Below are 24,896 nucleotides of genomic sequence, written 5' to 3'. Positions count from 1 at the left end.
GACCCTGAAGGTCTCCTGTGGGACCCGCCGGGGGCGTCCCTGGTCAGGCGGTGCGGGGGAGTTCCGGGTCGTGCAGCAGTCGGCGCAGCTGGCGGGCCGCCGCCTGGCCCGCGCGGTTGGCGCCGATCGTGCTGGCCGAGGGGCCGTAGCCGACGAGGTGGACCCGCGGCTCGTCGGCCACGTGCGTGCCGTCCATGCGGATGCCCCCGCCCGCCCCCCGCAGGTGCAGCGGGGCCAGGTGCTGCACCGCTGCCCGGAAGCCGGTGGCCCAGAGGATGGCGTCGGCCCGCACGAACCGGCCGCCGTCCCCGTCCCAGGCGACGCCGTCCTCGGTGATGCGGTCGAACATCGGCAGCCGGTCGAAGACGCCCCGCTCGAGCCCGTCGGCGATGTACGGGGTGGAGACCAGGAGGCCGGTGAGGCCGACGACGCTGCCGGGGCGGCGGCCCTCCCGCACGGCCTGCTCCACCTTCGCGACCACCTCGCGGCCGGCGTCCTCGTCGAACACCCCGTCCCGCCAGACGGGCGGGCGGCGGGTGACCCAGGTGGTCGACGCGACCCGGGAGATCTCACCCAGCAGCTGGGTGGCCGAGGCGCCGCCGCCGACCACGACCACGTGCTGTCCGGCGAAGTCCTCCGCCGCGCGGTAGTCGACGGTGTGCAGCTGCCGGCCGCGGAAGAGGTCCTGGCCGGGGTACCGCGGGACGAACGGGCGGGTCCAGGTGCCGGTGGCGTTGACGATCGCGCGCGCCGTCCACTCGCCGGCGTCGGTCTCGACGCGGAACCGGTCGTCGTCGGTGCGGTGGACGGCGCGGACGCGGACCGGCCGGTGCACCGGGAGGTCGAAGCGACGCTCGTACTCGGCGAAGTAGGCGGGGACGGAGTCGACGGCAGGTGTGGTGTCGTCCGGGGGCTCGAACCGGAGACCGGGCAGGTCGTGCACGCGGTGCGTGGTGCCGAGGGTCAGCGACGGCCAGCGGTGCTGCCACGCCCCGCCGGGTGCGTCGTCGGCGTCGAGGACGACGAAGCCGGTCTCCGGCGCGAAGCCCTGCCGGGCCAGCGACCAGGCGGTGGAGAGTCCTGCCTGCCCGGCGCCGATCACGACGACGTCGACGTCCCGCATGCCCTCCACGACCGCACCAACGCCGCGGCAGCGCGCGGGCTTCCCCGGGGTCAGTCGGGCACGGTCCGCCGCAGCTCGGACCACAGCCACACGGCGAGGCCGGCGGGGACCGCGACGAAGGCGGCGAGCGCCGGCACGGCCCCGAACGCCGACGTCAGCCAGGCGAGCAGCAGCGGCGTGCCGAAGCCGATGTAGGCGAAGGCGTAGAAGGCGCTGTTCATCGCGCCCCTCGTCTCCGCGGGTGCCAGCCGTGCGGTGAGGGTGAGCCCTGCGGTGAGGCACAGGCCGCCCCCGGCGCCCAGCAGCACCGCCGAGGGCAGCAGCACGGGCTCGGACTCCAGGACGACGGCGACGACCCCGACGGCGAATCCGACCGCGCCCAGCGCCATGCCCAGGGGCGCCCCCCGCTCCGCCGTCCGGCCGACCCGGGCAGCCACCGCGCTCGAACCCAGCGCGAGCCCGCCGAGGAGCCCGGCGTAGGCGACGCCCACGCCGTCGGGGACCACGAGGAGTGGCAGCAGTGTGGCCGCGACCGCGGGGAACGCGAAGATCCCCAGCGCGGTCGGCGCCAGCAGCGCCCGGAAGGGCCGGCGCGCCTCCCGGGGGAGGCCGAGGTGCATCAGCCGGCCCGGGCGGCGCTCGTGCACCGTCTCCGGCACCCCCCGCAACGCGGCCAGCCCCAGCACCAGGACACCCACGTGCACGAGGTAGGGGAGTGCGGTCGGCGCCGGGCCGTACTGCGCCAGGACGCCGCTCATCGCGGGGGCGATGGCGAAGCCGAGCGACGTCGACACCGCGCCGCGGGTGGCCGCCGACTGCTGACCCTCCGGACCGGCGAGCTCCTGCAGCCAGGCGTTGGCCACTGAGAAGACGACGCCGGAGACGGCGCCCTGCAGCAGCCGCCCGGCGTAGAGCAGGGGCAGGCTCTCCGCGGCCGGGATGAACAGCAGCGAGACCAGGCCGGCGACGACGCCGAACGGGATGACCAGGGCCCGTCGTCCGAACCGGTCCGATGCCGCCCCGGAGACGCTGAGCGCCAGGATCAGGCCGACGGCGTAGCAGCCGAAGATCGCGGTGAGGTCGGACTCCGACAGCTCCAGGGTGTCCCGGTACACCAGCAGCAGGGGAGTGGGCACGTTGGTGCCCAGGGCCACTGAGAACAGGGCGAAGGTCAGGGCGTCCAGCTGCCGTCGACCCGCAGTCGCCCCCCGCACGGCCGGGACGCTACGCGGCCCGACGCGCGGAATCCGGGACGGCGGGCCAAGATCGTCGCCAGGTGGACGGGAGGGTCGCGCATGAACCTGGAGAAGGTGGTCTTCGGGTTCTTCGTGCTGCTCGCGGCCACGCTGAACTTCGGCTTCTTCATCGGCGACATCGACGACCCCGACCTGCACAACCCCTACGAGCTGTTCGCGGCCGTCGTCGTCAACCTCATCGCGACGGTGCTGAAGTTCGGTGACCGGACGCAGATCGGCGCGGTGCACCTGGCCACCAGCCTGGTCGCCGACCTCCAGCTCATCGGCGCCGCACTGCTGTTCGGCTACGCCACCTACGTCTCCACCGCGGGGATGAACGAGAGCTGGACGGCCAGCGTCGTCTCGCTGTCGGGCGGCGCGCTGCTGGCCAACATCGTCTCCGTCGTCCTGCTCGTCGTGGAGACGGTCTCCTTCCGCCGCGGCTGAACGGGTGCAGCCATGAGCAACCCGCTGCTCGCCTTCTGGAAGAACATCTTCGGCCGCGACGACGACGAGCGGCGGATCCGCCGGGCGACCATCCGCGTCGCCGCCACCTCGGCCGCGCAGGCCTCGGCGACGATCTTCCTGATCCTGCGCCGCATGCGCGCGCCGCTGATCGTGCTCATCGTCATCTTCTCGGTCAGCGTGCTCGGGCTGACGGTGATCCCCGGCCAGGACGCCGAGGGCGACCCGATGCGGATGGGCTTCTTCGACGCCTTCTACGTCATGAGCTACACCGCGACCACCATCGGCTTCGGCGAGATCCCGTACCCGTTCACCTACAGCCAGCGCATGTGGGTGACCATCTCGATCTACCTGACGGTGATCGGCTGGGCGTACGCGATCGGGTCGCTGCTCGCGCTGCTGCAGGACCGCTCGTTCCGGTCGGCGCTGGCGCTGCAGCACTTCAGCCGGAAGGTCACCCGGCTGCGTGAGCCGTTCCTGCTCATCGCCGGCTACGGCCGCACCGGGGAGCTGCTGGGGCACTCGTTCGACAAGCTGGGCCGCCGGTTCGTCGTCCTCGACATCGACGACGAGCGCATCGACGACCTGGAGCTGGGCAGTTACCACGCCGACGTACCGGGTCTCGCCGCCGACGCCCGGGTGCCGGGGCACCTCGCTGTCGCGGGGCTGGGCCACTCCTGCTGCGAGGCGGTGGTCGCCCTGACCGACGACGAGGAGGCCAACCTCGCGATCGTGATGGCCGCGGCCCTGCTCCGGCCGGAGATCCCGGTGATCGCGCGGGTGACCTCGCGGGCGATCACCGAGCGCATGCAGGCCTTCGGGAGCCCGAGCACCGTCAACCCCTTCGACCGGTTCGGCGACCACCTGCGCCTGGCCCTCCGCGCGCCGGCGTCCTACCAGCTGATGGCCTGGCTGGAGAGCGGACCCGGCGCGGCCCGCCCCGAGCGTGGGTCCCCTCCGCGCACCGGGCGGTGGATCATCTGCGGCTACGGCCGGCTCGGCCGGGAGCTGACCAAGGATCTGCGTGCCGAGGGCCTCGACGTGACCGTCATCGAGGCGGCGGGCGCGCAGGTGGAGGACGCCGACCTGCTGGAGGGCGACGGTTCGGACCCCTGGGTGCTGGCGCAGGCCGACCTCGACCGGGCGGTGGGGCTCGTGGCCGGGACGGACAACGACACCACCAACCTGTCGCTCGTGGCCGCCGCCCGACGCAGCCAGCCAGGGCTCTTCATCGCCGCCCGGCAGAACCGGGTCGCCACCGCGCCGCTGTTCGCGGCGATGGAGATCGACGCCCTCCTCGTGCCCACCGAGGTCGTGGCGCACGAGGTCTACGCCCAGCTGTCCACGCCGCTGCTGTGGCGCTTCCTGCGCGAGATGCCGGCCAAGGGGGACGCCTGGGCGGCCGAGATCGTCGACCGGCTCAGCGAGCTGTGCGGTACGCAGCTGCAGACCTTGTGGAAGGTCCGCCTGACACCGCAGGAGGCGCCGACGCTCGGGGCGTGGCTGGATTCGGGCCGGGCGACGGTGGCCGGCCTGCTGCGCAACCCGGAGGACCGCGAGCCCCTGCACGCCCTCGTGCTGCTCGTGCTGCGCGACCGCGAGGTCACCCTCGCGCCGGACGGGGACTTCGTCCTGCGTCCGGGTGACGAACTGCTGCTCGCCGGGTGGTCCGCCGCCCGGCGCGCGCTGGACACGGTGCTGCTCGTCCCCGGTGTCCTCGAGTACCTCGTCACCGGCCGCCGGGTGCCGTCGGGCTGGATCTGGCGGCGCCTGACGAGAGCGGAGGAGACGGTGGAGGCGCCACCGGGTGCACGCGCGGGCCGCCGGGCCTAGCCTGCTGGGATGGTCAACAAGGACCTGCAGGACCTCGTGCGCCGCCGTCTCTGGGAGCTCGCCCGGACGGCGGACGATGCGTCGCGCCTGTCCCGCTGGGTGATCCCGCCGGAGACGCTCAAGCGCATGGCCCGTACCGGCGGCACCAGCTTCATCAGCGAGGGCATGGCCGAGTTCCTGGCGCGTGCCCTCGACGTGCCGGAGAACCGGGTGCGCCGAGCGGCCGGTCTGCCGCTGGTCCCGGACGAGCGGGACAGCATCACCACCCGGCCGCACCTGCGCCTGGTGCGGCGCGAAGAGGGCTGACCGCCGTCAGGCGTTCGACCGGTCCAGGGAGATCATCCGGTCGATGACCTCGGTCCAGGCCGCCTGCACGTGGCCGGGCTGGTCGCTGACCAGCGTGCTCACCTGGGCTGCGGTGCCCCGGCCCTCGCTGACGATCGCCTCGAACCCGAGCCGGAACAGCAGGTCCCGGATGTGGTCCAGACCGACGCCGGCGTCGAGCAGGGGACGGATGACCCACTCGTGCTGCTGCGGGGAGAGCGACCTCACGAGAGACATTCGTGCGCAGCGGCCCGATCGGATGCATGGCGGAACGCAGAACGGCCCGGTCCGCGCGGACCGGGCCGTTCCGAGAGGGTGCGCCATCAGGGACTCGAACCCCGAACCCGCTGATTAAGAGTCAGCTGCTCTGCCAATTGAGCTAATGGCGCGTGTCGCCCGGCGTGCTGGGCGACGAGGGAGAACGATACCAGCGCCGCCCCGGGCCGGTCCGGGCGCCCGGCGTGACACTCGACTCGTCCGTCTCGTTGCGCCGCCGTGGACACTGGTGCGCAGGTGGACGGCCCGGACCTCGATCGGTCCGTGGCCCAGGGGAGAGGACGGCGCAGCGTGCGCAGGACAGCAGCCATGATCACCGCGGGCGCGATGATCTTCCTGGCGGGGTGCAGCGGCGATGACGCCGGCAGTGGCTCGCAGGAGTCCGCCGCGCCGGCGCCGGATGCCCAGGTGTCGCTCGCCCTGGTCGACGGCTCGGTCGACGTCTCGCCCGTGACCCCGCTCGAGATCGCGGTGACCGACGGCGAGCTCGCGGGCGTCACGCTGGTCGACGCCGCCGGTACCGCTGTGCCCGGCGCCGCGGTCGAGCCGGAGGGTGGGGAGTCCGCCGTCTGGACGCCCGAGGCCCCGCTGGCCTACGGCACCCAGTACACGCTGACCGCTTCGGCGGTGAACGCGGACGACGAGGAGACCTCGGCGTCCACCACCTTCACCACCGTCACCCCGGCCGCTGTCTCGACGCCGTCGGTCGGCCCCCTGGACGGCCAGACGGTCGGCGTCGGCATGCCGATCCGGGTGTACTTCGACGACCCGGTGGCCGACAAGGCCGCCGTCGAGAGCCACCTCGTGGTCACCAGCTCCACCCCGACCGACGGCGTGTGGAACTGGGTCGACGACGCGGAGGTGCACTTCCGGCCGTCGCAGTACTGGCCGGCGAACACCGACGTGCGCCTGGACGCCAACCTGTACGGCGTGAACTTCGGCGAGGGCATCTGGGGCGAGAAGAACCGCACCGTGTCCTTCTCCATCGGCGCCAAGCACGTCTCGATCGCCGACGCCTCCACCCACACGATGGAGGTCTACGACGGCGACCAGCTCGTGCAGAGCTGGCCGATGAGCGCCGGGAGCCCGGACAACCCGAGCTACAACGGCGCGCACGTGGTCACCGAGATGAACCGCGACCGCGTCATGGACTCGAGCACCTACGGGGTGCCGGTCGACAGCCCGGACGGCTACCGCACGCCGGTCGAGTACGCGGTCCGCATCTCCGACAGCGGTGAGTTCGTGCATGCGGCCCCCTGGTCGGTGGCGCAGCAGGGCAACAGCAACGTGTCGCACGGCTGCATCAACCTCTCGACCGACCGCGCCGCCTGGTTCTTCAACTTCTCCATCCCGGGCGACGTCGTGGAGGTCCGCGGCTCCAGCGCCGGCACGCTCAGCTCCGACATCGACGACTGGACGATCCCGTGGGACCAGTGGCAGGCCGGCAGCGCGCTGAAGTGACCGGCTGACCCGCCCCGGCGTTTCCCCGCTCGGGCTCCCGGGCACAAGATCCCCGCTTCCGAAGGAGGGGTCGCCGTGGAGACCTGGGTCATCATCCTGATCGTCGTCGTCGCGATCGTCGTGCTCCTGGCACTGGCGGTCGCCCTCAGCAAGCGCTCCAAGGTGAGCAAGCTGCGCAAGCGCGAGCAGGCGCGCGACCACCTGCAGGAGGCGCAGCTGCGTGGCGCCCAGGCGGAGAAGGAGCAGGCGCTCGCCGAGGAACAGGCCGCGCGTGCCCGCCGCGAGCGCGCCGAGGTGGAGGAGCGCACCCGGCTCGCCGAGCAGGAGGCGCGCGAGCGCGCCGCCCGCGCCGGCGAGGCCCGCTCCGAGGCCGACCAGCTGCGGGCCAAGGCCGAGAAGCTGGCCCCCGACCTGGCGCAGGACGGGCACACGCAGCGCACCGGTGTCCCGCACCCCGACCACCCCGGTGACGGCGGCGCCACCCGCCGCTGAGTTCCGGCGCCCCGCACGGTCTGCCCTCCTGTGAGGGCGTGCGCGGGCACGAGCACCGCGCCGGATGCCGTCGATCCCGACGGCATCCGGGCCTACGGTCGCCCTCACGTCGATCCGTCGACCGTGGAGGGGCGCCATGACAGACCTGCTGGCCATCGGGACGCGCAAGGGGCTGTGGCTCGCCCGCAGTGACGACGACCGACGGACCTGGACGGTGAGCGCACCCCACCTCCTGGCGCAGGAGGTCGCCGCCGTGTCGATCGACACCCGGCGGTCGGCCCCGCGGGTGCTGGCGGGCATCCAGTACGGGCACTGGGGGCCCACCGTGATGCGGTCCGACGACCTCGGCGCCACCTGGGACGAGACCGACCACGGCGCGATCAGCTTCCCGCAGGACACCGGCGCCGCCCTGGCCCGCGTGTGGCAGCTGCGCCCGGACAGCGCCGACCGGCCGGACGTCGTCTGGGCCGGGTGCGAGCCGCACTCGCTGTGGCGCAGCAGCGACGGCGGCTGCTCCTTCGAGCTGGTGCGTGGGCTGCACGACCACCCGCACCGGCCCACCTGGGAGCCCGGCGGAGGGGGAGGGGCCGTGCACACGATCCTCCCGGACCAGGCCACGGACCGCGTGACGATCGCGATGAGCACCGGCGGCGTCTACGTCAGCCCGGACGGCGGCGAGTCGTGGGAGCCGCGCAACCGCGGCATCACGGTGACCTTCGGACCCGACCCGCTGCCCGAGTACGGCCAGTGCGTGCACAAGGTCGCCGTCGACGCGGGCGACCCCGACCGGCTGTACGCGCAGAACCACTTCGGCGTCTTCCGCAGCGACGACGCCGGGAGAGCGTGGACGTCGATCGCCGACGGGCTGCCGGTCGACTTCGGTTTCCCCATCGTCTCCTCGCCGCGGACCCCGGGCACCGCCTGGGTCATCCCGCTGGTCGCCGACATGCAGCGGGTGCCCCCGGACGGCCGGCTCCGGGTCCACCGCACGCGCGACGCCGGCGACAGCTGGACCGAGCTCGGTGACGGCCTGCCCGACGGGAACTGGAGCGCCGTCATGCGGGATGCGTTCTGCGCCGACGACCACGAGCGCACCGGGATCTACTTCGGCACCCGGGACGGCTGCGTGTACGCGAGCGCGGACGAGGGCGACACCTTCACGCTGGTCGCCGACCACCTGCCCGACGTCCTGACCGTGCGCGCGGCCCGGCTGCCATGAGCGTGCAGGTGCTGCTCCCCGGTGCGCTGGCCTCGCTGACCGGAGGCGCCAAGCACGTGGACGTCGAAGCGGGGGGCGGGACGCTGGCCGATCTGCTGGACGCGCTCGCCACCGAGCACCCCATGCTCGGCCGGCGGATCCGTGACGAGACGGGCGCGGTGCGCCGCTACGTGAACGTCTACGTCGACGGCGACGACGTGCGCTACCAGGGGGGACTGGCCGCGCCCGTGCCGGACGGCGCCGAGGTCCAGGTCCTGCCCTCGGTCGCCGGCGGCTGAGCCGGGCCGCTGGAGGGGCGCTGCGCTGGTGGCGGTGTCCCTCAGGCGGTCATTCCGGGCCGCCGGATGTCCGCCTCAGGGACGACGCCGCGGGCCTACGTCAGAGGGCGGCGAGCTCGGCGCAGGCGTCGCAGAGCTGCTGGGCGTCGTGGTTCTCCGGCGGCCACGGCTGCTGCTCGTCGATGGAGACGTAGGCCCCGCAGAGCGCCTTGCGGCTCTGGCCGCTGACCCGGCCGATGGTGGCGTGTGCCGGGCCGATCTGCCGCGGCTTCAGGCCCTCGGCGCCGAAGGAGCCGACCATCACCACCGCGTGGGCTGTTCCGTACGCGTAGACGCTGGTCATGCCTCCAGAGTCCGAGGCGCACGCCCCGCACGCCAGCACCGCCGGTCACGTGTCGACCGCACGCGTCCCACCGACCCCACCCGTCGCCGGGACAGCCACCGTGCAACCGCCGGAGCCGGTCTGCACGGTGGCTGTCGTGGTTGCGCGCCGGCTGTCGACCGCGCCCCCGGGCGGCCGACCGCGCGGTGGACCGCGAGGATCGCTGCGATACCGCGAGGACGACGACACGCCCATGGGCGGATCGCGACGCGTCAGTCGGCGTAGATCTTCTCGACCTCGCCGGCGAACTCCTTCATGACCACCGACCGCTTCAGCTTCAGCGACGGGGTGAGCTGGCCGCCCTCCACCGTCCACTCCACCGGCAGGATCTCGAAGGACCGGATCGACTCCGCCCGCGACACCTGCTTGTTCGCTGCGTCGACGGCGGCCTGGATCTCGACCAGGACCTCGGGGTCGCGGACCAGCTCGGTCATCGGGGTGTCACCCGCGCGACCCCGGCTCTCCAGCCAGCCGGGCAGGGCCTCGACGTCGAGGGTGATCAGGCAGCCGATGAAGGGCCGGTTGTCGCCGACGACCATGCACTGGCTGACCAGGGGGTGCGCCCGGATCTTGTCCTCGAGCACCGCGGGGGAGACGTTCTTGCCGCCCGAGGTGACGATCAGCTCCTTGATGCGCCCGGTGATGGTCACGTAGCCCTCGGCGTCGATCTCGCCGATGTCGCCGGTGGCGAACCAGCCGTCGCGCATGGTGTCCGCCGTGGCCGTCGGGTTGTTCCAGTAGCCGGTGAACACCTGCGGGCCGCGCACCTGGATCTCGCCGTACTCGGCGATGCGCACGGCCGACCCGGGCGCCGGCCGCCCGACGGTGCCGACCTTGAGGGTGTCCGGGCCGCTGACGGTCGCCGGTCCGGTGGTCTCGGTGAGCCCGTAGCCCTCGAGGATGGTCACCCCGATGCCACGGAAGAAGTGGCCCAGCCGCTCGCCGAGCGGGGCTCCGCCGGACAGCGCGTACTCCACCTTGCCGCCCATGGCCGCCCGCAGCTTGCCGTAGACCAGGGTGTCGAACAGCTTGTGCTGCAGGGTGAGGCCGAGGCCCGGCCCGCCGGTGTCCTGCGCCTTCGACCAGGCGACGGCGACCCGCTCGGCCCGGTCGAAGATTGCGCCCTTCCCGCCGGCATGGGCCTTCTGCCGGGCCCCGTTGTAGACCTTCTCGAACACGCGGGGCACCGCGACGAGGAACGTCGGCTGGAAGGTGCCCAGGTCCGCGAGCAGCTGCGCGAGGTCGCCGGTGTGCCCCAGGCGCGCGCCGTTCTGGATGCAGCTGACCTCGATGATCCGGGCGAAGACGTGGGCCAGGGGCAGGAAGAGCAGCGAGCTGGCGTCCTCGGCGCGCATGGCCGGGATGACGGTGGGCGCCAGCTCCGCGACGTAGAGCAGGTTGCCGTGCGTCAGCTCGCAGCCCTTGGGCCGCCCGGTCGTGCCGGACGTGTAGATGATCGTGGCGAGCGAGTCGGTGTTCACGCCGGCCCGGCGGGTGGCCACCTCCGACTCGGGCACCTCGGCGGCGTGCGACGCGACGTCGTCGAGGTCGCCGGCCTCGATCTGCCAGACGTTCCGCAGCCCCGGCAGCCCGTCGCGCACGGACTCCACCAGCTCCTGGTGAGCGGCGGTCTCGATGACCACGGCGACGGCACCGGAGTCCGACAGGATCCACTGCGCCTGCTCGGGGGACGACGTCTCGTAGATCGGGACGGCGACGCCACCGGCGGTCCAGATGGCGTAGTCGGCCAGCGTCCACTCGTAGCGGGTCTTGCTCAGGATGCCGACGCGATCGCCCGCCTGGACGCCTGCCGCGATCATCCCGCGAGCCAGTGCCGTCACCTGGTCGGCGAACTCCCGGCTGGTGACGGCCACCCATTCCCCGCCGACGTTGCGGCTCAGCGCGACGTGGTCGGGGGTGGCCGCGGCGCGTTCGGTGACCGCGTCGGGGAGTGCGGCGGTGGGTGCGATCTCGAATGCGGTGGGGCTGGAGTACTCCTGCACGGGGGCTCCTGTCGTGGGCACGGCGCTGTGACCTGGGTCGCGAACATACAGAACGGATGGTCTGTATGTTGAGGTTTCCGGCATTCCTTGTGGCCGCGAACGATCACGCTCCCCGGAGGGTTCCTGTGCAGTCCACGCTCTACGAGGCCGACCACGAAGCGTTCCGCGCCATGCTGCGGGATTTCCTGGCCACGGAGGTCGTCCCGCACCACGCCGCCTGGGAGGCGGCCGGCGTCGTCGACCGGTCGGTCTGGCTCCGGGCCGGTGAGCAGGGCCTGCTCGGCATGGACGTGCCCGAGGAGTACGGCGGCGGCGGGGTCAAGGACTTCCGCTACAACGCGATCCTCTCCGCCGAGATCAGCCGGGTCGGGGCCAGCGGCCTGGGGTTCACGCTGCAGAACGACGTCGTCGCGCCGTACCTGATCGGGCTCACCACCGAGGAGCAGAAGCAGCGCTGGCTGCCCGGGGTCGTCAGCGGCGCGATCATCACCGCGATCGCCATGACCGAGCCGGGCGCCGGGTCGGACCTGCAGGGCCTGACGACGACCGCCCGCCGGGACGGCGACGAGTGGGTGCTCAACGGGTCGAAGACGTTCATCACCAACGGCATCAACGCCGACCTGGTGATCGTCGTCGCCCGTACCGATCCCGAGGCCGGCGCCCGTGGTTTCTCGCTGCTCGTCGTCGAGCGGGGGATGCCCGGTTTCGAGCGCGGCCGCAACCTCGAGAAGGTCGGCCTCAAGGCGCAGGACACCGCCGAGCTGTTCTTCGAGGACGTGCGGGTGCCGGCGGCCAACCTGCTCGGCACCGAGGGGCACGGCTTCTTCCACCTCATGGAGAACCTGCCGCAGGAGCGGCTCTCGATCGCCGCGGGCGCCGTCGCCTCGGCCCGGATCGTGCTCGACCTGACCGTCGGGTACTGCAAGGAGCGCACCGCGTTCGGCAAGCCGATCGGGAAGTTCCAGAACACCCGCTTCGAGCTCGCCGAGATGCACACCGAGGTGTCGATCGCCGAGACCTACCTCGAGAAGGCGATCCTCGAGCACAACGCCGGCCGGTTCACCGTCGAGGACGCCGCGATGGCGAAGTGGTGGACGACGGAGCTGCAGAAGCGCGTCATCGACCGGTGCCTGCAGCTGCACGGGGGTTACGGCTACATGCTCGAGTACCCGGTCGCGAAGGCGTTCGTCGACTCCCGCATCCAGACGATCTACGGCGGGACGACCGAGATCATGAAGGAGATCATCGGCCGCTCGCTCGGCGTCTGACCCCGACTCACCCAGGGCCGAAGTGGCCACTTTGGCCCTTCCGGAACATTCCGAGAGGACCCGCATGACAGCCGAGGCGTTCATCTACGACGCCGTGCGCACGCCGCGCGGCAAGGGCAAGAAGACCGGTGCGCTCCACTCGGTCAAGCCGATCAGCCTCACCACGGGCCTGATCGACGCGGTCCGCGACCGCAACCCCGGTCTGGACCCCGCGCTGGTGGACGACGTCGTCCTCGGCGTCGTCTCGCCGGTCGGGGAGCAGGGCGCTGTCATCGCGCGGACCGCTGCGCTCGCCGCCGGACTGCCCGACACCGTTGCCGGCGTGCAGATCAACCGGTTCTGCGCGAGTGGTCTGGAGGCCGTCAACCTGGCCGCGCAGAAGGTGCGCTCCGGCTTCGAGGACCTGGTCCTCGCCGGCGGCGTCGAGTCGATGTCGCGCGTGCCCATGGGTTCCGACGGCGGCGCCTGGCCGATGGACCCGGAGACCGCGTCGGCCACGAAGTTCGTGCCCCAGGGCATCGGCGCCGACCTGATCGCCACCCTCGCCGGCTGGAGCCGCGAGGACGTCGACGCCTACGCCGCCGAGTCCCACGCCCGGGCCGCGAAAGCGTGGTCCAACGGCTACTTCGAGCGCTCCGTCGTCCCGGTGACCGACCGGAACGGGACCGTCGTGCTCGACACCGACGAGCTGGTCCGGCCCGGCACGACCGTCGAGTCGCTCGCCGGGCTGCCCTCGGCGTTCGCCGGCATCGGCGACATGGGCGGCTTCGACGCCGTCGCGCTGAACGAGTACCACTGGGTCGAGCGGATCGACCACGTGCACACCGCCGGCAACTCCAGCGGCATCGTCGACGGCGCCTCGCTGGTCGTCGTCGGCACCGAGGAGGCGGGCACCCGCAACGGGCTGACCCCGCGCGCCCGGATCCTGAGCGCCGCCGTGTCGGGCGCCGACCCGGTGATCATGCTGACCGGGCCGGCGCCCGCCACCTTCAAGGCGCTGGCCAAGGCCGGCCTCACCGTCGACGACATCGACCTCGTCGAGATGAACGAGGCCTTCGCCGCCGTGGTCCTCCGCTTCATGGCCGACACCGGCTTCGACCACGAGCAGGTCAACGTCAACGGCGGCGCGATCTCGATGGGGCACCCGCTGGGCGCCACCGGCGCGATGATCCTGGGCTCGCTCGTCGACGAGCTCGAGCGGCGCGACCTGCGCTACGGCCTGGCCACCCTGTGCGTCGGCGGCGGCATGGGCATCGCCACCGTCGTCGAACGAGTCTGAGGAGTACGACCAGATGTCTGACAGCACGATCAGCTGGGAGCAGGACGCCGACGGCGTCGTCACCCTCACCCTCGACGACCCCTCGTCGTCGGCCAACACCATGAACGACGCGTACGTGCGGTCGATGGGCGAGACCGTCGACCGGCTCGAGCGCGAGAAGGAGTCGGTCCGGGGGGTCGTGCTCACCAGCGCGAAGGAGACCTTCTTCGCCGGCGGCAACCTCGGCAGCCTGATCCGGGCAACCCCGGACACCCGTGACCAGGTCCTCGCCCAGGTGACGCTCGTGAAGAGCCAGCTCCGCCGACTGGAGACCCTGGGCATCCCGGTCGCCGCCGCGATCAACGGCGCCGCCCTGGGCGGCGGTCTGGAGATCGCGCTGGCGGCCCACCACCGCGTCGTCCTCGACGACCCGAAGGTCAAGCTCGGCTTCCCCGAGGTGACGCTCGGCCTGCTGCCCGGTGGCGGCGGCATCGTCCGCTCGGTGCGCCTGCTCGGTCTGACGACGGCGCTGCTCGAGCTGCTGCTCCAGGGCCAGCAGCTGCGCCCATCGAAGGCGATGGAGCTGGGCCTGGTCCACGAGCTCGCCGCCGACCGGGACGAGCTGCTGGCCAAGGCGAAGCAGTGGGTCCTGGCGAACGAGTCGGCGCGGCAGCCCTACGACGTCACGGGCTACAAGGTGCCCGGCGGCACGCCGTCGTCGCCGTCGCTGGCGTCGACCCTGCCCGCCTTCCCGGCGAACCTGACCAAGCAGCTCAAGGGGGCGCCGTACCCCGCGCCGTACGCGATCCTGTCCGCCGCCGTGGAGGGCCTGCAGGTGGACGTGGACACCGCGTTCACGGTCGAGGGCCGGTACTTCGTCGACCTCGTCGTCGGCCAGGTCTCGACCAACATGATCCAGGCGCTGTGGTTCGACCTGAACCGGATCAACGGCGGCGGCTCCCGGCCGGCGGTGTCGGAGACGTTCGCGGCGTCGAAGGTCGGCGTCCTGGGCGCCGGGATGATGGGCGCGGGCATCGCGCACGCCTTCGCCAATGTCGGCGTGGACGTCGTCCTCAAGGACGTCGACCTCGAGGGGGCGGAGAAGGGCAAGGCGCACGTCGCCTCGCTGGTCGGCAAGCAGGTCTCCCGCGGCCGCATGACACAGGAGAAGGCGGACGCCGTCCTCGCGCGGATCACCCCGACCGGCGACGCCGCCGACCTGGCCGGCTGCGACGTCATCGTGGAGGCCGTCTTCGAGGACCAGGCGCTCAAGCACCGGGTGCTCGGCGAGGCCGAGGCCCACGCCCTGCCCGACGCCCTGCTCGCGTCCAACACGAGCACGCTGCCGATCACCGGGCTGGCCGAGGGTGTCCAGCGGCCGGCCGACGTCGTGGGCATGCACTTCTTCTCGCCGGTCGACAAGATGCCGCTGGTCGAGCTGATCGTGGGGGAGCGGACGTCGGACACCGCGCTCGCCCGGGCCTACGACGCCGTCCGGCAGATCGGCAAGACGCCGATCGTGGTCCAGGACAGCCGGGGCTTCTTCACCAGCCGGGTGTTCGGCACCCTGGTGATGGAGGGCGCGTCGCTGCTGGCCGAGGGCCTGGCGCCGATGAGCGTCGAGCGGGCGGCGCTGCAGGCCGGCTTCCCGGCCGGGCCGCTGACCCTGCTCGACGAGGTCACGCTGACCCTGCCGCTGAAGATCCGCGACGAGGCGGCCAAGGCCGGCGCGACCGACGACCACCCGGGCGTCGCCGTGCTGCGCGCGCTGGTCGAGCACGGGCGCACCGGTAAGTCCGCCGAAAAGGGCTTCTTCGACTGGGAGCCGGAGAAGCGGGTCTGGTCCGGCCTCACCGAGCTCTTCCCGTCGTCCGACGCCGTGCCGTTCGCCGACGCGCAGGAGCGGCTGCTGTTCGCCATGGCCGTCGAGACGGCGCGCTGCGTCGAGGAGAAGGTCTTGAACAGCGTCGAGGACGCCAACATCGGCTCGATCATGGGCATCGGCTTCCCGCCCCTGTACGGCGGCGTGCTGCAGTACGTCGACCAGTACGACGGCGGTGTCGCCGGGTTCGTGGCGCGGGCCGACGAGCTGGCCGACGCCTACGGCGAGCGGTTCCGGCCACCGGCGATCCTGCTCGAGCGGGCCGTCCCGGCGGGCAGCCTCCGGGCAGCAGTGGCGAACTGACCGAGATCGCGATCCGCGGGTCCCGCCCGCCGCTCCGCCGCACCCAGGCGGAGCGGCGGGCGGCGACCCGCGCTGCCCTGGTGCGCGCGACGGTCGAGTCGCTCGTCGAGCTCGGCTACGCCCGCACGACCACCCAGGAGGTGCAGCGCCGGGCGGGGGTCTCCCGGGGCGCGCTCACCCACCAGTTCACGTCGAAGGCGGAGCTGATGCTGGCCGCCGTCGACCACCTCTACGAGGAGTTCAGCGCCAGCGTCCGCGAGGCCGCCGTCGAGCTGCCGGAGGAGTCGGCGGCACGCGTCCGGCTCGGCGTCGAGCTGGTCTGGGAACGGTTCCACGGCCCGCTGTTCGTCGCGGCCATGGAGCTGTGGACGGCGGCCCGCACCGACCCCGAGCTGCGGGTGGCGCTGCTGCCGCACGAGCGCCGGCTCGGCGTCCAGCTGCGGGCCCTGGCGTTCGAGGTCTTCGGCGAGGAGGTCGCCCGGCACCCGGCCGCCGAGGCGATGTACCAGGTGCTGCTCACCTCCATGCGCGGGCAGGCCATGACCTACGCGCTGCAGCCCGACGCTCCGCGCGGCCTGTTCCTCCACCACTGGCTGACCGTCATCGAGGCGCTGACCCCGACGTCCTGACGTCCGGTCCCACGGCACGGCAGGGCCCCTCCGCGGCTACGGCGGAGGGGCCCTGCGCTGTCCCGGGTGCACGACGTCACCGCTGGGCGCGGATCGACGACTGCGGTGCGCTCTGCCACAAGAACGAAAGGACGCCGGCTGGTGGAGTGAGCCACCGCGCAGCCACGGCGGTGCGTCAGACCAGTCCCCGGCCGGAGGAGCGGATGACCGTGCAGCGATCCGCACGATGAGGGCGCTGGTGGAGCTGGCGCTCTCCTGCATCACCCAGCTGGGGCTCTACGCCCTGCTCGCGCTGTCCCTGGCCCTCGTCTTCGGCGTCAGCCGCATCGTGAACCTGGCGGTCGGCGACCTGGCGGCGGTCGGCGCCTACGCCATGGTCGCGACCGCGGGTCTGCCGTTCGGGCTGCGGATCGTGCTCACCCTGGTCGTCCTGGCGCCGGTGCTCTACCTGCTCGAGCGCGGACTGCTCGGCCGCATCCGTGACGGGCTGGCCGGGATGCTGGTCACCTGGGGCATCGGCCTGGCCATCCGGCAGGTCTTCGAGGTGGTCTACACGGCGAGGCCGCGCTCGGTGACCGAACCGATCGCCGGGTCGACGACCGTCCTGGGCTCGGTGTACCCGACCTACCGGCTGGTCATCGCCGCGGTGGGTCTGGCCGTGGTCGTCGCCGTCCTCGTGGTCGCCTACCGCACCCGGGCCGGCCTCCGTCTGCGCGCGGTCGCCGACAACGTCGAGATGGCTGCCCTGATGGGCACCCGCCCCGCCCGGACCCGCGCGCTGGTGTTCGCCGTCGCCGGCCTGCTCGCCGTGCTCGCCGGTGCGCTGTACAGCCCGCTGCTCGGTGTCACGCCGGCCATGGGGTTCTCACTCCTCATCCCCGGGTTCGTCGCCGTCCTGCTCGCCCGCCCGGCGTCGTTCCGCGGTGCCGTGCTGGCCGTCGCGCTGGTCGTCGCCCTCCAGGTGACCCTGCGCCGGTACTTCTCCGACACGGTCGCCGACTCCCTGTTCTACGTCGTCGTCCTCGTGGCCGTCGTCGTCCGCGCCAACCCCCACACCAGGAGGCTCCTGTCATGGTCCGCTCGTCCGGCACGCCCCGCGCGCAGCGTCCCCGCGTGAGCGGCAGGACGCAGCTGCGCCGCGCCCTCCCCGCCGCGCTGCTGCCGCTCTCGCTCGTCCTCGCCGCGTGCGGATCGAGCGTCGGGGGCGCCGAGGAGGCCGAGGGCGACGACCTGAAGATCGGCTTCATCGTCCCGGCGACCGGCCTGGCCTCGGCGACCGGCCTGGCGATGCAGGCCGGGTTCGAGCTCGCCGTCGAGCGGATCAACGCCGACGGTGGCGTCAACGGCCAGGACGTCACCTACGAGATCCAGGACGACGCGGGCGACCCGGCCACCACCTCGCAGATCGCCCGGCGCTACAGCCAGGACAACGCGGTCGACATGCTGTTCGGCACCATCACCGGCGACACCGCCGCGGCCGTCCAGCCGATCGCCGACGAGGCAGGCATGCCCTTCGCCACCGCGATCCTCGGCGACCCGCCGGTCTGCTCGCCCTACGCCTGGCCGTTCGGCGAGTCCAGCCGTCAGCTGCTCGCCATCCAGGTCGCGAACCTGATGGAGGACTACGGCCCGCGCATCGCCTTCGTCGGCTCCGACTACAACTTCCCCCGCGACTACGCCGAAGCCGCCAAGGAGCTGATCGAGGCCAACGGTGGCGAGCTCATCGCCGAGGAGTACAGCCCGCTGGGCACCACCGACTTCGAGTCGACCATCGGCCGGCTCTCGGCGGCTCAGCCCGACGCGATCCTCGCCATGGTGGTCGGCAGCGACGCGGTCACCTTCACCCTGCAGGGCGCCCAGTTCGGGCTCCTGACCCCGGAGATGGGCTACGAGGGTGCACCGCTGGACAGCGACTACTTCGGCGCGGTGTCGGCGGTGACCACCGGCCGCGAGCACGTCGTCCGGTGGGCCGACGGCCTCGAGGACGAGGACAGCCAGGCGTTCGTCGAGGACTACGTGGAGGAGACCGGACTGCAGGTGCCGGTCTCCGAGGTCGCCGCCAACGCCTACTACGCGATGCTCTTCATCGCCGGAGCCATCAACGACAGCGGAGCCGGCACGCGCGAGGAGATCAACGAGGCGCTCGCCGGGTTCTCCTTCGATTCCCCGCTGGGCGAGGGCACCCGGTTCGTCGACACCGAGGGCGGCGGCCACCTGTTCCAGGCGGACATGCTGACCGCGACGGTCACCGAGGACGGCTACGCCGTCGCCGAGGACCACGGCGTCGTCGACGACGTCACGGTCAGCTGCCAGTGACGGCCACCGCCGTCGCCGCGCCGGCCCACGACCGGGCGACCCGTGCCCGCGGGCCGGTCGTCCGGCGGTGGGCCGCCCCGCTCGCCGCCGCCGCGGTCGGGGTCCTGGCGCTCGCGCCGTTCGGGCTGGCGCCGCACGCGCTGGGCATCCTCACCCTCGGGCTGGTCTACGGGCTGTTCACCTACGGCCTGGACCTGGCCTGGGGCCGCGTCGGGCTGATCAGCGTCGGGCAGGCCGCCTTCTTCGGCGCCGGCGCCTACGCCGTGGTCATCGGCACCGACGCGGGGCTCTCCCTCCCCGTGGCCGGCCTGCTGGGCGTGGTGGCCGGGGCGCTGCTCGCGGCACTGATCGGCGCGGTCGCGCTGTCGGTGCCGGAGGCGACCGGCGTGCCGCTGCTCATCCTGCTCACGCTGGGCGCCAGCCAACTGCTGCAGCGGACGGCGACCTCGCTGCGGAACCTCACCGGCGGCGCGAACGGCGGTCTGGCGCCGGTGTTCGACCTGGTCCAGGGCTACTACGTCGTCCTCGCCAGCTGCGCCGTCGCCGTGGCACTCACCGCCGGCCTGCTGGTCAAGGGCCGGCGCGGGCTGTTCCAGCTGACCTCCCTCGTCAACCCGCTGCGGGCCGAGCACCTCGGCGTCGACCTGCGGGCGACCCGCTGGGTGGCGTTCACAGCGGCCGGCGCGGTCTCCGCGCTGGCAGGTGTCCTGTTCGCGCCGGTCTCCGGCATCGTCACCCCGGCGTCGCTGGGCCTGGCGCTGTCGGCGAGCGTGCTGGTGTGGCTGGCCGTGGGCGGCAAGGGTTCGATCGCCGGGCCCTTCCTCGGCGCGGGACTGCTCACCATCGGCACGCAGACCCTCGGAGGGACGCTGCAGAGCTGGTACGTGCTCGGCACGGCGGCGCTGTTCATCCTCGTCGTCCAAGTGGCGCCGGACGGGCTGGCCGGCCTGGTCCGGAGAGCACTGCGTCGCGGGCGGGACGTGCCGGCGCTGCCGCGTCGGATCCGGCCGGTGCACCGGCCGGCCGCACCCGAGACGGCGGGTGACCGGGTGCTGGAGGTGCGCGACGTCGAGGTCTCCTTCGGCGGCACCCCGGTGCTCCAGGGCACCTCGCTGACCGTGGACCGCGGCGAGGTGGTCTGCCTGATCGGCCCGAACGGCGCCGGCAAGTCCACCCTGCTCGGCGCGGTCGCAGGCACCGTCGAGGTGGCTCGTGGCTCGGTCTGGTTCGAGGGCGTGGACGTGACCGCTCAGCCCACCCACCGCCGGGTGCGGCACGGCATGGCGCGGATGTTCCAGGTGCCCCGCGTCTTCGACCAGCTCTCGGTCGCCGACAACCGGCGGGCCGCGGCGGTCATGGCCGGGGTCGGCGCCGAGGACCTCGCGGTGCACGCCGGCGAGGAGGACCGGGTGGCCGGCGAGCTGTCGATGGCCGATCGGCGCCACCTGGAGCTGGACATGGTGCTCACCGGGTCGCCGGAGCTCCTGCTGCTGGACGAGCCGGCCGCGGGCCTGTCGCACGACGAGACCGGCGCGCTCGCCGCGCGGATCCGCGCAGTGGCGGCCGCCGAGCGCTGCGGCATCGTCGTCGTGGAGCACGACATGGAGCTGGTCCGCCAGCTGGCCGACCGCGTCGTCGTGCTGTCCCGCGGTGCGGTGATCGCCGACGGGTCGATGGACGAGATCGTCGCGCACGACAGCGTGCGCACCGCGTACCTGGGGGTCCCGTGACGCTGTTCCGTCTCACCGGCCTGACCGGAGGCCAGGGTGCCGTGCCGTTCGTCCGGGACGTCGACCTGGAGGTCCGGCCCGGTGAGCTGGTCGGCCTGGCCGGACGCAACGGCATGGGCAAGTCCACGACGCTGCGGACGGCTTTCGGACTGGCCACCCGCTTCGGCGGCGAGGTCGTCGTCGCCGACACCCCCGTGCCGCCGCGCCGTCCCGACCTCCCCGCGCGGCTGGGCGCCAGCTTCATGCCCGAGGACCGCGGGGTCTTCCCCACGCTGAGCGTGGCGGAGAACCTCGAACTCGCGCGGCGCCGCGGCTACCGCCCCGCCGTCGATCCGCGGGACGTGTTCCCGTTGCTCACCGAGCGCGCGGGGCAGCCGGCCGGCACCCTCTCCGGTGGCCAGCAGCAGCTCGTGGGCTTTGCCCGCGCCGTGCTCGCCGGCTCCCGGCTCATCGCCGTCGACGAACTCACCCAGGGCCTGCAGCCCTCGATCGTGACCCAGGTGCTCGAGGTGGCCACGCAGCTCGCCGCGGCCGGCGTCGGCCTGCTGCTGGTGGACCAGTCGCCCTCGGTGCTCACGCAGTGGTGCTCCCGCGTCCTGGTCATGGAGGCCGGCCGGCTGGTGCTCGACGAGGTGGTCACCGAGGAGACCGCCGCCCGGGTGTCCGACCTGCTCGTCCTCCGCTGAGGACCCGTTCCCGTCCCGAGCCGTCCGGCTCCCACCCCACCGTCCGGAGGACTCCGTGTTCGACCCGTTCCTGCCCGCCACCGAGATCGCCGCTCTGATCCGCCGCCGCGAGCTCACCTCCGTGGAGGTCGTCTCCGGCTACCTGGACCGCATCGAGCGGCTGAACCCCGGGATCAACGCCGTCGTGTGGGTGGATCCCGAGGCCACGCTGGCCGCCGCCCGGGCGGCGGACGCGGCCCTGGCCGGCGGCGCCGAGGTCGGCCCGTTCCACGGCGTCCCGGTGCCGATCAAGGACCTCACCCCGGCCAAGGGCCAGCCCTGCTACTTCGGCTCGCTCGGCACGCCGGACACGCCGGCGGAGGAGAGCGAGCCGGTCGTCGACCAGCTGCTGACCGCCGGCTTCGTGCTCATGGGCCGCACCGCCGCCCCGGAGGCCGGGACGATGTCGGTCACCGAGAGTCGCCGGTTCGGCATCTCCCGCAACCCCTGGGACCCGACCCGCTCGCCCGGCGGTTCCAGTGGCGGCGCGGGCGCGGCGGTGGCCGCCGGCCTGGCGCCGGTCGCGCACGCCTCGGACGGCGGCGGATCGATCCGGATGCCGGCGTCCAGCTGCGGGGTGGTCGGGCTCAAGCCGAGCCGTGGTCGGGTGCCGGCGTCGGTGTCGGGCTGGGAGCACGCCGCCACCGACGGCGCGGAGACCCGCACGGTGCGCGACGCCGCCGCCGTCCTCGACGCCATCAGCCACCCGGACCCGCTGGCCCTCTACAACGCCCCGCCGCTGGCCCGGCCGCTGGTCGACGAGCTCGGTGCGGCGGCCGGCCGGCTGCGGATCGGCCTGGTGATCGACGCCCCGACCGGCGTGCCGGTCGACGAGGACTGCGTCGAGGGGGCCCTCCGGGCGGCGAAGGTGCTCGAGGAGCTGGGACACACGGTGGAGCCGGCGACCCTCGCCGGCTACAGCCAGGAGGCAGTCGTCGGCTACCTGACCCACGTCATGGACGCCTCGGTCACGGCGCTGCCGTACGAGCGCCCGGAGCTGGCCGAGCCCTACCTGCAGTACCGGATGGAGCGGGCCCGTCGGGCGTCGGCCGCGGACTACGTGGCCTCGGCGCACCGGCTGCAGCGGGAGAGCCGTCAGGTGGTGGCGCAGTTCGGCCGTGACTTCGACGTCCTGCTGACCCCGACCATGGCGACCGTCCCCGTGCCGGCCGGGAAGCTGGTCGACGAGGCCAACGCCGACCCCGAGGGACCGCGGTTCACCGAACTGCGGATGGTCTCGTTCACCAGTTGGGTGAACCTGGCCGGCCTCCCGGCGATCTCCTTGCCGCTGCACGTGGCCGGCGACGGCATGCCGATCGGCGTGCAACTGGTCGCCGGGCCGTGGCGGGAGGACGTGCTCGTCCGGCTGGCCGCCGCCCTGGAGCAGGCGATGCCGTGGGCCGACCGCCGGCCGCCGGGCTTTCCCTGATCCCGGGTCAGCCCGCCCCTCCGGTGAGCAGGCCGTCGTCGGCGAGGACCGTGGCGGCCTGCTCGCGGAAGCCACGGGGGGTGGTGCCGTACCGGCCGCGGAACGCCTTGCTGAGCTGGCTGGCATCGGTGATGCCCCAGCGACGGCCGAGAGCGGAGACCGAGACGTCTCGCAGACCCGGGTCGCCCAGATCCCGCCGGACCAGCTCCAGTCTGCGTGCCCGCACGTAGCCGGCCACGGTCAGTGCCTGCTGGTTGAACAGTTTGTGCAGGTACCGCGTGGAGATGTGGTGGGCGGCGGCGATCCGGTGCGGTGACAGGTCCGGATCGCCGACCCGCTCCTCGATCCACAGCAGGATCTCGTCGAGCGGACCGCGGGCGGCGCACGGAGTGGTCCCCGCACGCAGGTGACCGGCCAGGAGCGAGGTGACCGCGTCACCCGCCTGCATCCGTAGCGCCGGCGACATCCGCGGCGCGAGGCTCGACAGCTGACCGAGGAGGCCGGTGAGCAGGGCTGCCGACGGCGCGGCCGCGAGCTCCTCGCTGGTGGTGGCGCCGGCCAGCAACGACTGGTGCACGCCCAGGGCCTCCGGAGTCACCTCGAGCACGAGGTAGTGGTACGGCCCGTTGATCTGCAGGCGGAACGGGCGCATGCGCGAGTAGATGCCGACCCGGTCGGCACCGAGCGTGATGGTGTGCTCGGCACCGTCGGCCCCCGGCTGGGTGAGCGTGCCCCGGCCTTCCAGCAGAACCCCGAGGTAGTACCCGGGGAAGCGGCGGGTCGCCAGTGGCGTCACCACGACGTCCGCGGTGTCGAGGAAGCCGCACGCGGCGATCCGGCCGATCTGCCAGGGGTGGGCCCGCATGTGCGGCTCGGGTTCGGCCGAGCGCACGAGGACGGCGTCGTGCGGCTCCGTCGCCGTCGGCCGGGAGTTCAGATAGGCCTGGACGACGGTTCCGCGGGGTCCTGCCAGCAGCTCCATGCCTGTCTCCGGTGGTTCGCCGGGCCGGTGCGCGATGTGGCGAGAGTAGGCATGCCTCGTCACGGGGAGGTCACGCCGGGGCGAGGCCCCGCGCGCGGGAGTCGGATCAGGCCAGGAGGAGCTTGGCGACGATCTCGGTCATGATCTCGTTCGTCCCGCCGCCGATGCCGAGGATCCGGCTGTCGCGGTAGTGCCGCTCGACCTCGGTCTCGCGCATGTAGCCCATGCCGCCGAACAGCTGGACGGCGTTGTCGACGACGAAGTCGCAGGCCGCCACCGCGGTGTTCTTCGCCATCGCCACCTGGCGGAACACGTCCTCGCCCGCCTGCCAGTCGTCGATGACGGCGCGGGTGTAGGTGCGGGCGACGTCGGTCTGCCGGGCCATCTCGGCCACGCGGTGCTGCACCACCTGGCGGCTCGACAGCGGCCGGCCGAACGTCTTCCGCTCCCTGACCCAGGCGAGGGTGAGGTCGAGGCAGCGCTGCGCCGTCGCGTAGGCCTGGACGGCGAGGCTGAGCCGTTCCGCCGCGAACTGGCCCATGATCGCGTAGAAGCCCTCGTTCTCCGTGCCGATCAGGTTGCCCACGGGGACGCGGACGCCGTCGGAGGTCAGCTCGGCGGTGTCCGAGCACAGCCAGCCCATCTTCTGCAGCGGCGCCGACACTGTCAGGCCCGGCATGCCCCGCTCGAGCAGCAGCAACGAGATCCCGCCCGCGCCGTCGCCCCCGGTGCGGACGGCGACGGTGAAGAAGTCCGCCCGGGTCGCCGAGGTGATGTAGAGCTTCGCCCCGGTGACGACGTACTCGTCGCCGTCCCGCACGGCCCGGGTGGTCAGGCCGGCGACGTCGGAGCCGCCGTCGGGCTCGGTGACCGCGAGCGACACGATCCGCTCGCCGGCGAGCACGGGCTTCGCGACCTTCTCGATCAGTGCCGGGTCGCCGGCCTCGATGAGGTGCGGCAGGCCGATGCCGTGCGTGAACAGTGCCGCGACCAGACCGCTGGAGCCGCCTGCCTGGATGAGCTCCTCGGCGATCACCCAGGTGTCGATCGGCGTCCCGCCCTGCCCGCCCGCGGACTCCGGGAAGCCGACGCCGAGCAGTCCGGCCCGAGCGGCCTTCCGGTGCAGCTCGAGCGGTAGGGCGCCGGCAGCCTCCCAGGCACCGAGGTTCGGGACGATCTCGGCCTCGGCGAAGCGGCGGACCGAGGCCCGCAGTGCCGTGCGCTCGTCGGTGTCCCAGGTGCTCACGTCGCTCCTCCTGTCGGCTGCCCGGCAGGACCGGGAC

23 protein-coding genes and 1 tRNA gene are annotated in these 24,896 nt (G+C 73.0%); 16 read left to right on the top strand and 8 right to left on the bottom strand.

Annotation, left to right across the window (positions count from 1 at the left end):
- Positions 1 to 43: 43 nt before the first annotated feature.
- Both CRP30_RS17580 and CRP30_RS17575 read right to left on the bottom strand, forming a co-directional pair.
- Complete coding sequence (locus tag CRP30_RS17580) at positions 44 to 1,123, bottom strand: FAD-dependent oxidoreductase (RefSeq protein ID WP_097185283.1); 1,080 nt, start codon at positions 1,121 to 1,123, stop codon at positions 44 to 46.
- A 50-nt stretch (positions 1,124 to 1,173) separates the two neighbouring features.
- On the bottom strand, positions 1,174 to 2,337 hold the full coding sequence (locus CRP30_RS17575) for an MFS transporter (protein WP_159961782.1): 1,164 nt from the start codon (positions 2,335 to 2,337) through the stop codon (positions 1,174 to 1,176).
- 81 nt (positions 2,338 to 2,418) lie between these two features.
- Here CRP30_RS17575 and CRP30_RS17570 point away from each other — a divergent pair, with 81 nt between their 5' ends.
- From CRP30_RS17570 to CRP30_RS17560, 3 genes are read left to right on the top strand one after another with little or no spacing between them, the layout of a single operon-like run.
- Entirely contained in the window at positions 2,419 to 2,805 is a 387-nt protein-coding gene (locus CRP30_RS17570; protein WP_097185281.1) for a DUF6394 family protein, read from the top strand.
- A gap of 12 nt (positions 2,806 to 2,817) precedes the next feature.
- A complete protein-coding gene (locus CRP30_RS17565) occupies positions 2,818 to 4,656 on the top strand; it encodes a potassium channel family protein (protein WP_097185280.1) in 1,839 nt (612 codons plus the stop codon).
- A 9-nt stretch (positions 4,657 to 4,665) separates the two neighbouring features.
- On the top strand, positions 4,666 to 4,962 hold the full coding sequence (locus tag CRP30_RS17560) for a hypothetical protein (RefSeq protein WP_097185279.1): 297 nt from the start codon (positions 4,666 to 4,668) through the stop codon (positions 4,960 to 4,962).
- A gap of 6 nt (positions 4,963 to 4,968) precedes the next feature.
- On the opposite strand, the gene CRP30_RS17555 is transcribed toward CRP30_RS17560, so the two are convergent.
- Both CRP30_RS17555 and CRP30_RS17550 read right to left on the bottom strand, forming a co-directional pair.
- Positions 4,969 to 5,208 carry a hypothetical protein gene (locus tag CRP30_RS17555; RefSeq protein ID WP_097185278.1) on the bottom strand — a complete coding sequence of 80 codons (240 nt, stop codon included), beginning with the start codon at positions 5,206 to 5,208 and terminating at the stop codon, positions 4,969 to 4,971.
- Between the two features lie 88 nt (positions 5,209 to 5,296).
- Positions 5,297 to 5,369: transfer RNA gene (locus CRP30_RS17550), tRNA-Lys, on the bottom strand.
- 178 nt (positions 5,370 to 5,547) lie between these two features.
- On the opposite strand from CRP30_RS17550, the gene CRP30_RS17545 reads away from it, so the two are divergent.
- From CRP30_RS17545 to CRP30_RS17530, 4 genes are all read left to right on the top strand, one after another.
- Positions 5,548 to 6,717: a L,D-transpeptidase gene (locus CRP30_RS17545; RefSeq protein ID WP_235003505.1), complete on the top strand. Its 1,170-nt coding sequence runs from the start codon at positions 5,548 to 5,550 to the stop codon at positions 6,715 to 6,717.
- A gap of 75 nt (positions 6,718 to 6,792) precedes the next feature.
- A complete protein-coding gene (locus CRP30_RS17540; protein ID WP_200814830.1) occupies positions 6,793 to 7,209 on the top strand; it encodes a hypothetical protein in 417 nt (138 codons plus the stop codon).
- Positions 7,210 to 7,345: 136 nt separating this feature from the next.
- Positions 7,346 to 8,428, top strand: a complete 1,083-nt coding sequence (locus CRP30_RS17535) for a WD40/YVTN/BNR-like repeat-containing protein (RefSeq protein WP_097185276.1) — start codon at positions 7,346 to 7,348, stop codon at positions 8,426 to 8,428.
- Positions 8,425 to 8,706, top strand: a complete 282-nt coding sequence (locus CRP30_RS17530) for a ubiquitin-like small modifier protein 1 (protein WP_097185275.1) — start codon at positions 8,425 to 8,427, stop codon at positions 8,704 to 8,706. The genes CRP30_RS17535 and CRP30_RS17530 overlap by 4 nt, the downstream gene beginning before the upstream one ends.
- A 100-nt stretch (positions 8,707 to 8,806) precedes the next feature.
- On the opposite strand, the gene CRP30_RS17525 is transcribed toward CRP30_RS17530, so the two are convergent.
- Together CRP30_RS17525 and CRP30_RS17520 are read right to left on the bottom strand one after the other, a co-directional pair.
- Positions 8,807 to 9,049, bottom strand: coding sequence for a hypothetical protein (locus tag CRP30_RS17525; RefSeq protein WP_097185274.1), 243 nt, complete (start codon positions 9,047 to 9,049; stop codon positions 8,807 to 8,809).
- Positions 9,050 to 9,300: 251 nt separating this feature from the next.
- The gene (locus tag CRP30_RS17520; RefSeq protein ID WP_097185273.1) at positions 9,301 to 11,091 is read right to left on the bottom strand and encodes an AMP-dependent synthetase/ligase; all 1,791 of its coding nucleotides are present in this window, start codon (positions 11,089 to 11,091) and stop codon (positions 9,301 to 9,303) included.
- 125 nt (positions 11,092 to 11,216) lie between these two features.
- Between CRP30_RS17520 and CRP30_RS17515 the strand changes: the two genes are divergently transcribed.
- The 9 genes from CRP30_RS17515 to CRP30_RS17475 all read left to right on the top strand — a co-directional run bounded on the left by CRP30_RS17515 (position 11,217) and on the right by CRP30_RS17475 (position 22,631).
- The gene (locus tag CRP30_RS17515; protein WP_097185272.1) at positions 11,217 to 12,359 is read left to right on the top strand and encodes an acyl-CoA dehydrogenase family protein; all 1,143 of its coding nucleotides are present in this window, start codon (positions 11,217 to 11,219) and stop codon (positions 12,357 to 12,359) included.
- A 64-nt stretch (positions 12,360 to 12,423) separates the two neighbouring features.
- Entirely contained in the window at positions 12,424 to 13,638 is a 1,215-nt protein-coding gene (locus CRP30_RS17510; RefSeq protein WP_097185271.1) for an acetyl-CoA C-acetyltransferase, read from the top strand.
- 13 nt (positions 13,639 to 13,651) lie between these two features.
- Positions 13,652 to 15,802, top strand: a complete 2,151-nt coding sequence (locus tag CRP30_RS17505) for a 3-hydroxyacyl-CoA dehydrogenase NAD-binding domain-containing protein (protein ID WP_097185270.1) — start codon at positions 13,652 to 13,654, stop codon at positions 15,800 to 15,802.
- Positions 15,803 to 15,882: 80 nt separating this feature from the next.
- Positions 15,883 to 16,431 (top strand): TetR/AcrR family transcriptional regulator, encoded by a 549-nt coding sequence (locus tag CRP30_RS17500; RefSeq protein WP_159961780.1) that lies wholly within the window; start codon positions 15,883 to 15,885, stop codon positions 16,429 to 16,431.
- A gap of 226 nt (positions 16,432 to 16,657) precedes the next feature.
- Positions 16,658 to 17,548 (top strand): branched-chain amino acid ABC transporter permease, encoded by an 891-nt coding sequence (locus tag CRP30_RS17495; RefSeq protein WP_097185268.1) that lies wholly within the window; start codon positions 16,658 to 16,660, stop codon positions 17,546 to 17,548.
- Positions 17,545 to 18,747 carry an ABC transporter substrate-binding protein gene (locus tag CRP30_RS17490; protein ID WP_159961778.1) on the top strand — a complete coding sequence of 401 codons (1,203 nt, stop codon included), beginning with the start codon at positions 17,545 to 17,547 and terminating at the stop codon, positions 18,745 to 18,747. Before CRP30_RS17495 ends, CRP30_RS17490 begins: the two co-directional genes overlap by 4 nt.
- Positions 18,744 to 20,477, top strand: coding sequence for a branched-chain amino acid ABC transporter ATP-binding protein/permease (locus tag CRP30_RS17485; protein ID WP_159961776.1), 1,734 nt, complete (start codon positions 18,744 to 18,746; stop codon positions 20,475 to 20,477). Before CRP30_RS17490 ends, CRP30_RS17485 begins: the two co-directional genes overlap by 4 nt.
- Positions 20,474 to 21,163: an ABC transporter ATP-binding protein gene (locus CRP30_RS17480; protein WP_143278488.1), complete on the top strand. Its 690-nt coding sequence runs from the start codon at positions 20,474 to 20,476 to the stop codon at positions 21,161 to 21,163. The genes CRP30_RS17485 and CRP30_RS17480 overlap by 4 nt, the downstream gene beginning before the upstream one ends.
- A gap of 55 nt (positions 21,164 to 21,218) precedes the next feature.
- Positions 21,219 to 22,631, top strand: coding sequence for an amidase (locus tag CRP30_RS17475; RefSeq protein WP_097185264.1), 1,413 nt, complete (start codon positions 21,219 to 21,221; stop codon positions 22,629 to 22,631).
- A 7-nt stretch (positions 22,632 to 22,638) separates the two neighbouring features.
- On the opposite strand, the gene CRP30_RS17470 is transcribed toward CRP30_RS17475, so the two are convergent.
- A complete protein-coding gene (locus CRP30_RS17470; protein ID WP_097185263.1) occupies positions 22,639 to 23,613 on the bottom strand; it encodes a helix-turn-helix domain-containing protein in 975 nt (324 codons plus the stop codon).
- 106 nt (positions 23,614 to 23,719) lie between these two features.
- Positions 23,720 to 24,859: an acyl-CoA dehydrogenase family protein gene (locus CRP30_RS17465; RefSeq protein WP_200814829.1), complete on the bottom strand. Its 1,140-nt coding sequence runs from the start codon at positions 24,857 to 24,859 to the stop codon at positions 23,720 to 23,722.
- Positions 24,860 to 24,896 lie beyond the last annotated feature (37 nt).

Source organism: Blastococcus haudaquaticus (genome assembly GCF_900230285.1).
Classification (GTDB): Bacteria; Actinomycetota; Actinomycetes; order Mycobacteriales; family Geodermatophilaceae; genus Blastococcus_B; species Blastococcus_B haudaquaticus.
The sequence above is the reverse complement of the archived record's forward strand: the minus strand, read 5'-3'. Positions and strand labels throughout refer to the sequence as shown.